13 protein-coding genes and 1 tRNA gene are annotated in these 14,118 nt (G+C 28.6%); 4 read left to right on the top strand and 10 right to left on the bottom strand.

The window, feature by feature from the left end:
• Nucleotides 1-303: 303 nt before the first annotated feature.
• Nucleotides 304-1,164, bottom strand: coding sequence for a DegV family protein (locus BR69_RS0116300; protein WP_027634149.1), 861 nt, complete (start codon nucleotides 1,162-1,164; stop codon nucleotides 304-306).
• Between the two features lie 263 nt (nucleotides 1,165-1,427).
• Here BR69_RS0116300 and BR69_RS0116295 point away from each other — a divergent pair, with 263 nt between their 5' ends.
• Nucleotides 1,428-2,330 (top strand): YitT family protein, encoded by a 903-nt coding sequence (locus tag BR69_RS0116295; protein ID WP_051623650.1) that lies wholly within the window; start codon nucleotides 1,428-1,430, stop codon nucleotides 2,328-2,330.
• A 424-nt stretch (nucleotides 2,331-2,754) separates the two neighbouring features.
• Here BR69_RS0116295 and BR69_RS0116290 read toward each other — a convergent pair whose 3' ends face one another.
• From BR69_RS0116290 to BR69_RS0116280, 3 genes are all read right to left on the bottom strand, one after another.
• Entirely contained in the window at nucleotides 2,755-3,219 is a 465-nt protein-coding gene (locus tag BR69_RS0116290) for a methylated-DNA--[protein]-cysteine S-methyltransferase (protein WP_278246099.1), read from the bottom strand.
• Nucleotides 3,216-4,241 (bottom strand): FUSC family protein, encoded by a 1,026-nt coding sequence (locus tag BR69_RS0116285; protein WP_084315550.1) that lies wholly within the window; start codon nucleotides 4,239-4,241, stop codon nucleotides 3,216-3,218. Before BR69_RS0116285 ends, BR69_RS0116290 begins: the two co-directional genes overlap by 4 nt.
• Before the next feature lie 283 nt (nucleotides 4,242-4,524).
• The gene (locus BR69_RS0116280) at nucleotides 4,525-5,514 is read right to left on the bottom strand and encodes an FUSC family protein (protein ID WP_027634145.1); all 990 of its coding nucleotides are present in this window, start codon (nucleotides 5,512-5,514) and stop codon (nucleotides 4,525-4,527) included.
• Nucleotides 5,515-5,968: 454 nt separating this feature from the next.
• Here BR69_RS0116280 and BR69_RS0116275 point away from each other — a divergent pair, with 454 nt between their 5' ends.
• From BR69_RS0116275 to BR69_RS21865, 3 genes are all read left to right on the top strand, one after another.
• Nucleotides 5,969-6,544: a GNAT family N-acetyltransferase gene (locus tag BR69_RS0116275; protein WP_242840706.1), complete on the top strand. Its 576-nt coding sequence runs from the start codon at nucleotides 5,969-5,971 to the stop codon at nucleotides 6,542-6,544.
• Nucleotides 6,545-6,887: 343 nt separating this feature from the next.
• Nucleotides 6,888-7,079, top strand: coding sequence for a hypothetical protein (locus BR69_RS0116270; RefSeq protein ID WP_027634143.1), 192 nt, complete (start codon nucleotides 6,888-6,890; stop codon nucleotides 7,077-7,079).
• A gap of 213 nt (nucleotides 7,080-7,292) precedes the next feature.
• Complete coding sequence (locus BR69_RS21865; protein ID WP_160169958.1) at nucleotides 7,293-7,466, top strand: hypothetical protein; 174 nt, start codon at nucleotides 7,293-7,295, stop codon at nucleotides 7,464-7,466.
• A gap of 216 nt (nucleotides 7,467-7,682) precedes the next feature.
• Here the strand turns inward: BR69_RS21865 and BR69_RS0116260 are convergent, their stop codons facing one another.
• The 6 genes from BR69_RS0116260 to BR69_RS0116235 form a co-directional block, all read right to left on the bottom strand.
• Nucleotides 7,683-8,138 (bottom strand): hypothetical protein, encoded by a 456-nt coding sequence (locus BR69_RS0116260; protein ID WP_027634142.1) that lies wholly within the window; start codon nucleotides 8,136-8,138, stop codon nucleotides 7,683-7,685.
• Between the two features lie 133 nt (nucleotides 8,139-8,271).
• Nucleotides 8,272-8,347: transfer RNA gene (locus tag BR69_RS0116255), tRNA-Pro, on the bottom strand.
• Nucleotides 8,348-8,718: 371 nt separating this feature from the next.
• On the bottom strand, nucleotides 8,719-10,185 hold the full coding sequence (gene spoIVA / locus BR69_RS0116250; RefSeq protein ID WP_027634141.1) for a stage IV sporulation protein A: 1,467 nt from the start codon (nucleotides 10,183-10,185) through the stop codon (nucleotides 8,719-8,721).
• A 296-nt stretch (nucleotides 10,186-10,481) separates the two neighbouring features.
• Entirely contained in the window at nucleotides 10,482-11,474 is a 993-nt protein-coding gene (locus BR69_RS0116245) for an NAD(P)H-dependent glycerol-3-phosphate dehydrogenase (RefSeq protein ID WP_027634140.1), read from the bottom strand.
• Between the two features lie 3 nt (nucleotides 11,475-11,477).
• Nucleotides 11,478-12,794 (bottom strand): ribosome biogenesis GTPase Der, encoded by a 1,317-nt coding sequence (gene der / locus BR69_RS0116240; protein WP_027634139.1) that lies wholly within the window; start codon nucleotides 12,792-12,794, stop codon nucleotides 11,478-11,480.
• A 17-nt stretch (nucleotides 12,795-12,811) separates the two neighbouring features.
• A complete protein-coding gene (locus BR69_RS0116235; RefSeq protein ID WP_027634138.1) occupies nucleotides 12,812-14,113 on the bottom strand; it encodes a DUF512 domain-containing protein in 1,302 nt (433 codons plus the stop codon).
• Nucleotides 14,114-14,118: the final 5 nt, after the last annotated feature.

Genomic DNA, 14,118 nt, shown 5'->3' with positions numbered 1-14,118 from the left:
ATCTATTGATAATCATTATTCAATAGCTAATATTATATTTTTCAAAATTAACTGTAAATTTGTATAATCATATAAATCTAAATATTTATACTTATTTATAGAAACTAAATCCTTCTTATAGTTTAGCTATTTTATTAAGGTTATTATTTTTCTTAACTTTAATTTTTATACTTTTATATTATAGTTAGTACCCTTATGTATTCTAAAAATTAAGTAGCCCAATAGGATGACATCCTATTGGGCTACTTAATTTTTCAATTTATAAAATCTAGAGTAAATAAACCCTAATGTCCTAAATAAATGCTAAAATTTCATATCCTTTTTAGTATAATAGGCAATTCCAATTGCTCCTGGTCCTACATGAAGACCTATAACCGGTCCTATATCACAAATTCTCGCCTCTATATTAAAGATTTCTTTAATTTTAAGAGATAATTTTTTAGCTTCATCTACTGCATTTATATGATGGATTGCAATTTCTTCCACATTGAAATTTATATTATCATCTAATACTTTTTTAATCATCTCTTCTATAGCCTTTTTCTTCGTTCTTATTTTTGTAAGAACGGTTGTAACACCTTCCTCCACTGTAAGGATAGGTATTATTTTCAAAAGACTTCCAACTAAAGCACTTGCAGTTCCTATTCTTCCACCCTTTTTTAAGTATTCTAAATTCTCTGGTATAAATAAAAATCTACTACGTCTTATTACATCCTCAGCCTTTTCCTTAACATTATATAGACTATCTCCATCTTTAGCTGCTCTAGCCGCTACTATGGAAATGAACCCAAGCTCCATGGAATTAGATTTTGAATCTAATATCTCTATATTTGCATCTTTATAATCTTCTAACATCATATTTTTTACTAAATGAGCACTAGAATAAGTTCCACTCATTTTTGAAGATAAGAATAAGCATAAAATATCATTTCCCTCTTTAATTATCTTTTCCATAGAGGAGTATAAATCATCTATAGAAGGTTGAGAAGACTTAGGTATCCCCTTTTCTTTCATTTTTTCATAAAATTCTTCATTATTTATATCCACTTCACTGAAGCTCTCATCACTAAAATTAACCTTTAAAGAAACTATGTTAATATCTAATTCTTCCAATATATCCTTAGGTATATAACTGGTACTATCTGTTAATATCTTTACTGCCATATTGCACCTCTCTGATTAATCTATTTTATACTTTTATTAGTCATCCAATTATTATACCACTTAGTTCAAAAATAAAGAATATATAAACTACATTTATCAAAAGCAAATATTATAATTTATTTTTAATCTCTTAAACAAATGTTTAATAAACCCTAAACATTTGTTCATTATGAACATAAGCGTGTTTTTTTCATGTAAAATTATTCTTGGCATTGTATTATAAATATCTTAATTTATATAATCATATGATAAGGAGGAATTTAATGAATATAAGAAAAATTACAAGAAATAAGCACTTTAAGATTTTTATTGATTACTTTATGTTAACGCTAGGAGCCCTACTATCAGCTATTGCCATAGAACTGATAATGGCTCCTAATGGTGTTGTTGATAGCGGTACTACCGCCCTTTCTGTAATAATCAACCACCTTTTCGGATTTCCACTTTTTATAAATCTTATTATACTAAACGGAATAATCCTATCCTTTACCGCTAAAAAACTTTATAAAACTTTTTGTATAAGAACCATATACTCAAATATTATAGCTTCCCTTTGGCTATATTTATTAAAGCCTGTTCCACCTGTAACTACATCAGAGTTCTTAATAGTTCTCTATGGAGGTGTAATCCTTGGAGTTGGTGTTGGAATTGTTATAAAATATGGTGGTGCCATTGATGGAAGTGAAATGTTATCCATTTGGATTAATAAAACCTTTAATATTCCAATAAGTGCTGTATTGTTTACAATAAACTGTTCTGTATTAGTTGTAACAGCCTTAGTTTTTAATATAGAGCAAGCTATGTTTTCTCTTGCTATAATATATATAATGACTAAAATTGTGGACTTAATACTATCCGGGCTTAACCAATGCAAATCTGTTCTCATTATCTCTTCTAAGTATGAAGAAATAGGTAAAACTCTTATAGAAGATCATTCCATACCTATAACATATTTAAAAGGTAATGGTGGATACTCTGGAGAGGACTATAAAATAATATATTGTATAACAGATAAAATCTTCTATCCTCATTTAAAGGATGTAGTCCTTAATATAGACGATGGGGCTATAATGCAAGCTTCAACCGTTTCTGAAACCCATAATGTAAGAAAAAGTTCTCTTACTCATATAACTAAAAATATAAGAGAATTAAATAAAACTAGCTAGTTAGTTAAAAAATTTTATACACTTTATATTATCCAGTCTAAAATTTACTACTTATTCTTTGTAAAACTATTATAAATTTATAATCTTTAAGATACGCCTTCTTAAAGATGCTTCTAATATTTCACAAAAATATATGCTTTGATTATTACTTATAAGAATATAAAGGGGCTGTCACACTAAAGAATTTACATACAATATATTGATTTGCAAATTTAAAATTAGCACAATATATTGTAGTATTTATTCTTAGTTCAACAGCCCCTTTTATAAAGCTTTACTATTCTTCTATTTTATATATTATTTACTTAAGGTTGTTAACTTTTAACTCCCTTTAGTTAAAACTAATGGTGAAAATTTAAAATTCCTAATACTCTTAAGTAACAACTTATTCTAAATAACAAAATCTTCCTATAAATTAATTTCTCTACTTATTACTTTTTTCTAGCTCTAATAAATACTTCTTTACAGAAAGTCCTCCCTCATAACCAACTAAGGCTCCATTGCTTCCAATTACTCTATGGCATGGAATTATAACTGACAGTGGATTTTTGTTATTTGCATTTCCAATAGCCCTAGACGCCTTAGGATTTCCAACCTCAATTGCTATGTCTTTATAGGTAGCTACTTTTCCATAGGGTATATTCTTTAATGCCTTCCACACCCTTTTCTGAAACTCAGTACCACTAACTATATCTAAAGGCACTGTAAACTCTTTTCTTTCTCCTTTAAAATATTCACCTAACTGAGTTTTAGCCATTACTATTATTTTATTACCACTGGCCTCATCTTTTTTATTATCTTTTAAAAATTCAATGCCTATTATAGAATCTTTATTTGCAGTTATCTTTAATATTCCAATAGGTGATTCCATATAATCTACATATATCAATATTTTAGCCCCTCCTTAGAACTTATAACTACTATATTCTCTTTTTTATTTACGTCCTCAATAAACTGTTTAAGCTCTAAATAATATTCAATAACACTTCCTTTAAACATAGTATAATTACAATCTGTACTAAATGTTTCTAAGTCTATATTTAAATCTATATGATGATTTTTTTTGCTATATATGCTACTTAGCACCTTTTTATGTTCCCCTATAGATTCCTTTACTATAAATGAAAATTCTGTCTTGTCTTCATCAGCCATTTTATTAAATCTAGAACTAAAGTAAAAAAGTTTATAAATTATATTATAACTACTTTCTAAAAGCTTTGTAAGCTCTTCATATTTATATAATAACAATAAATCTTCTTTCGATTCTTTTCTTTTAAGATTTAAGTCCTTATTAAATATAGATATATTAGTATTAATCTCTGTTATACTCCTATGAATACTTCTTAAATCCTTACTGGTAAAAATCTTATTAAAATCTTCCTTAGTAGCTTTCTCTAAAATATTAAATATAGTATGACTAGTTTTATCTATAGCTTTTCTTATATGTTCCTTATAGCATGGTGGATATATTAAGATATTTATTATATATCCAAGAATCCCTCCTATAATAACAAGAATAAGCCTGTCCTTATTATATAATATAGGAGAATCTATGGAAAAAAGGTACACTGTAAGAATTGCTCCTATAGGTGTGGTTATTAATGAGACCTCAAATGGAATTATATTTGCAACTATCATGGATATAAGTACAGACAAAGTTACAGCTATAATGTAATTTGGAAATATGAGATAGGATATTATTCCAAAACCTATACCTATTACATTACTAAGTATTATATCTACTAAATTTCCTCTAGTACTGTGAATGGCATCAGAAAGCACCATCACTATTATAACGGCAATAGGAGCTGTTACATCTTCATTAAGTCCTAAAGCATAAGTAAATATAAGTGAAATTAAAACTCCAATAGTTATTTTAATAATTTTTATATCTGTTTTTAAAAACAACATCTACTCCTCCTAAGCATTTTTTATATTTCCCCTAAACTATATTATACCTACTAACCTAACCCCATGTCATATTTAAAATTCAACTTTTTTCTATTTATAATTACAATAATTGACTTCCTATTAAATTTTATATTACTTTATTATTCAGATTTAGGTGTAAATCTATGAACTAATTAATTTTTTAAATATACTTAATTAAGTATTTATCATAGCTATAATTTATAAATTAAAAAGAGATATTACTAATATCCTAAATTTAGTAATATCTCTTTTTTACTATTTGTTAACTTTTACTTAAGCTCTTATGATATGTCCCTAATTGGAGAAAATACTCTGTTAATCCACCCTTAAATACCATAGACTCATAAGACCATATCTCTTCATTAACAGCACTTACCATCTCATTTATTTTTTCATAATCACTATTGTTTTTAAGTGAATTTATAACTATTTTCTGGCTTTCAATCATATCCTTAATTTTTTTCGCAAATTCCCTCTTATCTTTTTCTGTTAAGCTATTGAAACTTTCTTTAAAATAAAATAACTTATATACAAGATTGTAGCTTAATTCTAAAAGCTTCTCTGTTTCTTTATATGTATTTATAATATCCTTTTTTTTGCTTCCATGATGTATCTTCATATTCATATCCTTATCTAACATACTTATACCATGGTTTATACCTGTAATACAATTTTGCATATAAAAAATATCTTCATTAGTCATATTAATTTCATAATGGTTTTCAAGAAAATCATCTAGTATGCTGAAAATTTTCTGTGACCCTCTATATAAATTGCTCTCGATTAATTCCTCATAACTTTGTGGACAAACTAAGTTATTAATAAGATATCCAACTACAGCTCCTAATATGACAAGATAAAGCCTTTCCTTTCCATATTGGAAAGCTGGTTCTGAAGAAGAAAAATATATTATAAGTATAGTTGCTACCCCTCCTGATATAAAGGATATATCCCATGGCAGCTTATAGCATATGAATAAAGTTACAAACACGGCTAAAGTAGTAGCTACAATATAATTTTTAATAAGTAATGTAAAAACAAGACCTATGGCTACTCCAAGCACATTACTAATTACTAAACTTCTAACATTATTCTTACTAGCATGTACCGCTTGAGTTAAAGTCATAACTACAACCACTGCAATTGGCGCAACATTACTATTTCCAAAACCCAATAATCTTGTTAATATCAATGATACCAAAACCCCTAATGATATCTTCATAATTTTAACTTCTGTTTTTAATGATGTCATATTTACCCCTCCTATGTATATCACTAATTATTATACTCCTTAAGTTTTTATAATACCTGTCCTTTTAGGAAGATATTGTATTGTTTTTTTCTATAGTATTATTACTACAATAAATAATAGTTAGTATTTTCTAAATTTTCATTAATAACTTTAAAATATCTTAAAGATGCTTTTATAATTTCTGTTGGATTTTTAAAAACAGGATTGGTGATATTCTTAGGCCTGCATAAAAAATATGTATTACTGATAACTAGTTCCGATATATCCATATAATATACTTCTCATAATATTCTCTGGTTAAGGTACCAAGACTTTATCAATAGTAACATAGTTCTTATTTTTTATGTAAAAGAATATAATAAGTTGGTAATCAGGGATTGATTGGTATAAAATATAAATACATATTTGTGAAATTCTGAAAAGAAAGTCTTTTTATATTCACCATGAGAGGGGTATGATACTTTTGAGTAAAAATCCATATGAACAATTTCCTCATATTGTAACAGATGAAATAACATTAAGAAAAATCCTAGATTCTGATTTAGACAACCTTTTTGAAATATATAGCAATGAAAATCTTTTTAAACACTCTCCTGTAATGCTTAAAAAGAATAAAAATACTGTTGCCAATATGATAGGACATTTTGAAAGAGATTTTCATAAAAGAAAATCCATATTTCTTGGAATCTGCTTAAATGGTGAACCTAACAATATTGTTGGTATAGCAGAAATGTTTGACTACTCCAATGAGGTAAATATGATAACTATAGGTTACAGACTGAATAATAAATTTTGGTCTAAAGGAATTGCTACAAAAACTGTTAAGGCAATGAAAGATTACATATTTAATCATATTGGCATTAACCGTATACAAGCCTTTGTAATGCCTGAAAATATTAAATCACAGAATGTATTACAAAGAAACGGCTTTAATAAAGAGGGAATAATTCGACAAGGATATGCCTGGAAAGGTCACGGTGTTGTTGATTTAATATTATATTCTTTATTAAAATCTGACACTGAAAAATAAGTGTTTTTCAATAGACAGTTATTACACAATTATTATATTGTTCAACAACAACCAGATAAATATAAAAAGCTTTATTTTTCCTAGTACTATAAATTAAAAATATGTCCTAAAATAACTTTCACAATTTATAATATCTTATAATAATATACAGTATATAGTAACTTATGCAATTTATTTATTTTCTTACTTTTTAATTCTAATGTCTATTAACTTAAACTTTTAAATAAAAACTATAAAACTCTGAGTATCTTCTACTACAATTCATTTAGTACTGAAAATATCCTCTTAATTAAATTTCACTTTATTCTCTTATACTAATTATATTTATAAGGAGATATCTATTATGGAAAAATCTTTTAATAATTATAAATATGAAAAGATTGAAGATGTAGAGAGTACATCTTTAAAACTTAATGATAAGTTCACTAAGTATTATAAAAATGATGAATGTGGAGAAATAAGTATTTATGCTGATGAAGTTCATATTCATGTTAATTGTAACTCCTTTAAGTGTTATAAAAACACTCAACCTTAAAGTATGAAAGGATGCTAAGTTTTATTGTATTAAACTTAGCATCCTTTCATATTTATAATAATTATTGTTAATCTAACCTTATAATGAATTTTACAATCTCTTAGATATTTCCCTAAAATTCTTTCACCTCTTATATAAATCGTAATAATATATAATATAAACTATAAATAACTTATATTATATATAAGTTGTATTTATAAGGAGATGTTATTTATGGATGAATTTATAGATTATAATAGCTATGATGAATATGAAGAAACAGAGCTCTCATCTTCAGACCTTTCCCCTAAACATGATAATTATTCAAAAAAAGATGAGTGTGGAAAAATAAAGATATATACACGTTCAGTTCATATCCACATTAATTGCAAACATTGTAAATATTAATATTTATATATATAGGTTTTCTAAGGATATAAAATTTGTTTAAATAAAAGATTTTATATCCTTTTATTCTTTATATTATAAACATATATGTATTTTTTCTAATACTAATAAAAAGGATTTTAAATAATACAAAATACTTGTCCATACTATTTTTACAATTTGATACTAATATAGGAATAATCTCATCTTAATTCTACAAATAAATTCTCATTAGTCTTATTTAAATTTAGAGTTTTTATAATCATATGGAATACTTGTACCTATCACCACATCTTCAATCTTTTCAATGATTAACCAATCATCCATATTGTTTTGGTGATGAAATTCTAAAGGAGTAATTTCATTAACATCTTTAAATTCAACTAAGCATAAGCATTTTTTGTGCCATCTTTCTCTTTGCTTAGGTGACAAATTAAGCTTACTTTGATTCTCATGGAGTATTTTTATAATTACATCTTCTGTTAACTTAACATAGTTTTGAACACTTGAAACTGTAGCCATAGCAGATATTTTTCCTGTTCCCTTTTTCATAAAGTATAAAGTTTCATCTTCAAAAACTCTACTATGAGGAATTTTTCTTCCTGCTGCACCTCTTACAATCATAGTTTTGGTTCCATCAAGTATTTTTTCCAAAACCTTTTCTTTGTCATCACAATATACTAAGTGTACCATTCTTTAATTGCTACCTCCTTATTTTAGGCCCTAATTCTATGAAAACTTTCTTTTAAATAAATCAGATCAATAAGTACTTTTATGTTCCCAAATCAAAACACTTATTTTCAACACTCCTTATTTATCAAGGATTTGGTCTGGGTAACAGGACTTGAACCTGCGACTTCTAGAACCCCATTCTAGCGCGCTACCACCTGCGCTATACCCAGATAATTATTTACACAATGTATTTTACACTATTTGGAATATACATACAATATATACACATCTATTCTTATAATAGAATCATATAAATCTTCACTATGTTTAGGAAAGTTTATAGAAATATTATTATAAAAATACCAATTACCTATTCTTTTCCTAATAATATTTCCATGAATAATTGTCTGATACTCAAAAACCTCATATCCCTTTTTTAAATAAGATTTTTTTATTTAAATGATTAATATACGATAAAAAGTCACTTCAAATTTGAAATGACTTTTTTATCTCTATTATATACATCTTATTAATTGTTATAAGCTAATTTTTAACTTTAAGTTTCAATATTATACATATAATATTATATTATAATATTATATTATAATATTATACAAATTAATCCTCCATTACCTTCATTAATTATCTTTTGAAGAGTTCTTTGAATCTTAATTTGTACATCCTCTGGCATTCTATAAAGTTTGCTTTGCAGCCCTTCTTTTACAAGAAGCTCTAAAGGTTTTCCAAACATATTACTTTGCCAAACCTTACTTGGATCACTTTCAAACTGTTCTAGTAATCCCTTAACAAACTCTTCTGTATCCCTTTCACTTCCTATTATAGGCTGTATTTCTGTTTCTATATCAGCCTTAATAAAGTGAAGAGATGGGGCACTAGCCTTTAACTTAATTCTATTACCTACAATTTCTGGTTTTTCAAATTTCATTTCAGATAACTGAGGTGCAACCAAGCCATATCCTGTACTCTTAACATCTCTTAGTGCCTCTGAAATTTTATCATACTCAACCTTAGCCACATGAAGATCTTGTATAATTGAAAGAAGATCATTTTCCCCTCTTATAGAGCAATCACATATTTCACTTAGTATTTCATAGAATATACCAGACTTTGGTGCCATAGATACCCTAGCAGTTCCTTCTCCCATATTCATCTCATTAACATCTGTATGTCCTAAGAAATCCTCTTCCCTAAAATTATTAAGTATACTTTTTACATCACGTACTTTATAAACTTTATCACACATTTGCCTTACCAATCCTAGGAAGTTTTCCTTAAGCCAATGTGATGGTTCCAACTTTTCAATCCACTCTGGTAGATCAATATTGATTTCTTTTATTGGGAATTCTTTTAATACTCTTTGGAAGAGATTCATAACATCCTCTTCATTCATATTAAGTACATCCATTACTTGAACTGGAACATCATATTTCTCCTCAAGCTCTCTTTTAAGTTCCATAGTTTCTTTAGAATACATTTGAGCTGAATTAAGTACAATCATAAATGGCTTATTAATATTTTTCAGTTCATCAATTACCCTCTCTTCAGCTTCAACATATTCTTCCCTCTTAATATCTGTTATAGATCCATCAGTGGTTATAACAAGCCCTATGGTTGAGTGGTCTATTATAACCTTCTTTGTGCCTATCTCAGCTGCTTCTTCAAAGGGAATCTCATAATCATACCAAGGAGTTGTTACCATCTTAGCTTCTTCTCCATCATTATATCCTGATGCCCCTTTTACAATGTATCCTACACAATCTACCATTCTTACCTTAAATTTTATTCCATCTTCAAGGCCTATTTCTATAGCCTCATTAGGTACAAATTTAGGTTCTGTTGTATGAATGCTCTTACCTGAGCCACTTTGCGGAAGTTCATCCTTTGCTCTTTGCTTTTTATATCCGTTATCTATCTTTGGTATTACCATCATGTCCATAAATCTCTTTATGAAAGTAGATTTTCCTGTTCTTACAGGCCCCACTACCCCCACATAAATATCGCCTTGGGTTCTTTCGGCTATATCTTTGTATATGTTGAAATTCTCCAAGTCCAACCCTCCCCAGATTACATATTAACATTATATATATATTATTTTTTCTTAACATTTATTACAAAACACTAGTTAAAAAATATTAATATTCTTTTCTTAAGGCATATATTTTCTCCATGCCCCCAATATAAGATATAATAACAATACAATATATTCTTTTAATAAAGATATGTTCCAATTTTTGTTAAAATTACAAAAATCAAAAAAATAAATCCATCCTATAGAAAATACATATTTACTATGATTTTCTATAGGATGGATTTATGGATTCTATTTTAATTAATAATATATTATTAATTACTTTCTTTCTTTCTATCTCTTTGCATAAGCTCTAATACTCCTTCTTTAGGATCTTTATTTTCAAATAAAACCCTATAGAGAGTATCAGTTATAGGCATTGAAATATTAAGGTCTTCCTTTAAAAAGTAGAAAGCCTTGCAAGCCTTTATTCCCTCTACTACCATTCCAACTTCCTTAACAGCTTCCTCCATGGTGGATCCACTGCCAATTAATATACCTGCTCTTCTATTTCTACTATGCATAGAGGTACATGTAACAATTAAATCTCCCATACCAGTTAGTCCAAAAAAAGTTTCCTTTTTTCCACCTAACTTCTCTCCAATCTTAATTATTTCACTCATTCCCCTTGTCATAAGAGCAGCCTTTGCATTATCTCCATATCCTATTCCATCACACACCCCTGCTGCCAATGCTATTATGTTCTTAACCGCCCCTCCTATTTCAACTCCTACTAAATCATCATTAGTATATACTCTAAAATATGGAGCCATAAAAAGCTCTTGAACAGCTTCTGCATGACAAATATGTCTTGATGAAGATACCACAGTAGTTGGAATTTCAGCTGCTAACTCTTCTGCATGACTAGGTCCTGATAATACTACCACAGGATTATGTAATTCTTCCTCTAATATATCAGACATAAGTTTTGAAGTACCTTCTTCTATACCTTTTGCCACATTTATTATTATAGATTTCTCTTCTATATACTCCTTAGCCTTTTTGCATATTTCACGAATGGCATGGGAAGCAGTAGCAAAAACTACATAGTCAGCATCCTTTAGTACTTCTTTAATATCCATAGAAGCTATAATATTATGGTTTAATACTATATTCTTCATATATTTTGAGTTTCTTCTATTTATATTTATATCATGAACTACTTTTTCATCCCTAGCCCATATATATACGGAATTATCTTTTTCACCTAGTAAATTTGAAAGAGCCGTTGCAAAACTTCCTCCCCCTAAGAAAGCTACCTTACTCATAAACTATTCCTTCCTTTCCCTAAACTCCATTTTAATACCAGTTCCCTTAAACTCAAAACTGCTTCTAAGCTGGTTTTCTAGATATCTTTGGTAAGAAAAGTGTAATGCACTAGAATCATTTACAAAGAATATAAATGTTGGTGGTTTCGTACCCACTTGGGTCACATAGTATATCTTTAATCTTTTAAGTCCTACTATTGGAGGTTCTTTCATAAGTACAGCTTTACTTATAACATCATTAAGTATTCCTGTTCCTATTCTCTTATTATAGCTATCATAACATTCCTTTGCCATTTCAAGAACCTTATGAGTTCTTTGGCCTGTTAATGCAGAAATAAATAGATATGGAGCATAGGCAATAAACTTTAAATTACTTTGTAAATCCTTCTTGTAATTATCAAGAGTTTTATTATCCTTCTCTATTAAGTCCCACTTATTTACTATAACCATTATAGCCTTATTAAGCTCATGGGCATATCCTATTATCTTTTCATCTTGCTCAGTTACGCCCTCTTCTGCATCTATTATAAGAATACATACATCTGCTCTTTCTACTGCTGCTAAGGTTCTTATTACACTATATCTTTCTATCTCTTCTTTAACCTTGCTCTTTCTTCTAAGCCCAGCTGTATCTATTAATGTAAATTTACCTAATTCATTTTCTACATTACTATCTATAGCATCCCTTGTAGTTCCAGGAATATTAGAAACTATAGCTCTATCTTCTCCAAGAAGCTTATTAATAAGAGATGATTTTCCCACATTAGGCTTTCCTACTAAAGCTATCTTTATGTTTTCCTCATCTTCATCATTTATTTCATCATAATTAAAGTTTTCAACCACCATATCAAGCATATCCCCAAGTCCAAGACCTTGAGTTGCTGATATAGTTACAGGCTCTCCAATACCTAGGTTATAGAACTCATAGGCATTATTTTCATCCTTTAGGTTATCTACTTTATTTACAACTAACACTACTGATTTCTTACTTTTTCTAAGCATTTGAGCTACTTCATGGTCCGCTGAAGTTAATCCTTCTTTTCCATCAACTATAAAAACTATAACATCAGCTGTCTCTATAGCAATTTGAGCTTGCCTTCTCATTTGCTTTACTATAATATTACCATTCTCAGGCTCTATTCCACCTGTGTCTATCATAGTAAATTTATGATTTAACCATTCTGCCTCTGCATAAACTCTATCTCTTGTAACCCCTGGAGTATCCTCAACTATAGATACTCTTTTTCCTGCTATTTTATTAAAAAGAGTAGATTTCCCCACATTTGGTCTTCCGACCATTGCAACTATTGGCTTTGCCATTTGTTACTCCTCCTTCATTAACACTGATTTATTATGTCAATTATGTCTTCTCCTGTATAGTGACACACTCTAACCTTTACATTAAGAGTTTTTTCTAACTCTTCTACAGTAACATCATCTAAAAATACCTTATCATTAGCTCTTAGCATATTTCTTGGTATTATCATATACTCCCCAAGATTTTTGTCCTTTAGAGCATCAATTATATCCCCTGCAGTTAAAAGCCCTGCTACAGTTATGGTTTCCCCATAGAACTTATTCACAACTCTCTCCACCTTAAGCTGCAGCTTTGAATTTACTTCCATTATTTTATTTGCCATTCTCTCTATCTCTGGATAAGCAGAAGTACCTGTTACAAAAGTAATAGATTTTTCTATATCCTTATCCACAAGCTTTGCATCCTTATCTATGGTATCTCTAAGAAGTCTTATCATTCCTATACCATCTTCAATTTGCTCATATCCACCATAGAAGCTCTCCTCTGGAACTTCTGTTCCAGCCATTACATAGAATTCATCAGCAAGTCTTATAAAAGGACTTCCTATAGTTTCAATAAATTTATCTTGTATTTCCTTTAAATCTTCTATTTCCTTTTTAGCAGTTTCCTTAGTATATGTGGTAAGTTTAAACAATCCATCTCTAAATTGAGTAACTCCCACTGGAACTGCTGCCACATTTTGAATACTTGGATAAAGCTTATATAAATCATTTATAGTTCTATATAACTCTTCTCCATTATTTATTTCTGGGCATAAAACTATTTGGGCATTCATTTCAATACCCGCATCTGCAAGCTTTTGTAATCTATTGTAAATTTCCCCTGCAAATCTATTATTAAGCATTTTTGCTCTTAATTCTGGATTAGTTGTATGTACAGAAATATTTATAGGACTTATTTTATATTTTATAATTCTTTCTATGTCCTCATCCTTCATATTAGTTAGGGTAACAAAGTTTCCTTGAAGGAAAGATAATCTTGAATCATCATCTTTGAAATATATGGTATCTCTCATTCCCTTTGGATTCTGATCTATAAAGCAAAATATACATTTATTAGTACAGCTCTTTGCTCTATCCATGATTCCCTCTTCAAACTCAAGACCAAGATCCTCTTCATAGTCTTTTTCTATTTCATATACCCAGACTTCCCCATCTTGTTTCTCAATTTCTACTTCTAAGTACTCATCTGCAATTAAAAATTTATAGTCAATTATATCCTTAATTACTGTCTCATTTATTTTAAGTAGTTTATCCCCTATATCAATCCCTAGTTCTTCTGCGATACTTCCATTAATTACTTTAGAGATTTTTTTATTCATAAGTT

It is taken from the genome of Clostridium hydrogeniformans DSM 21757, from assembly GCF_000686705.1.
Classification (GTDB): domain Bacteria; phylum Bacillota; class Clostridia; order Clostridiales; family Clostridiaceae; genus Clostridium_Z; species Clostridium_Z hydrogeniformans.
The sequence above is the reverse complement of the archived record's forward strand: the minus strand, read 5'-3'. Positions and strand labels throughout refer to the sequence as shown.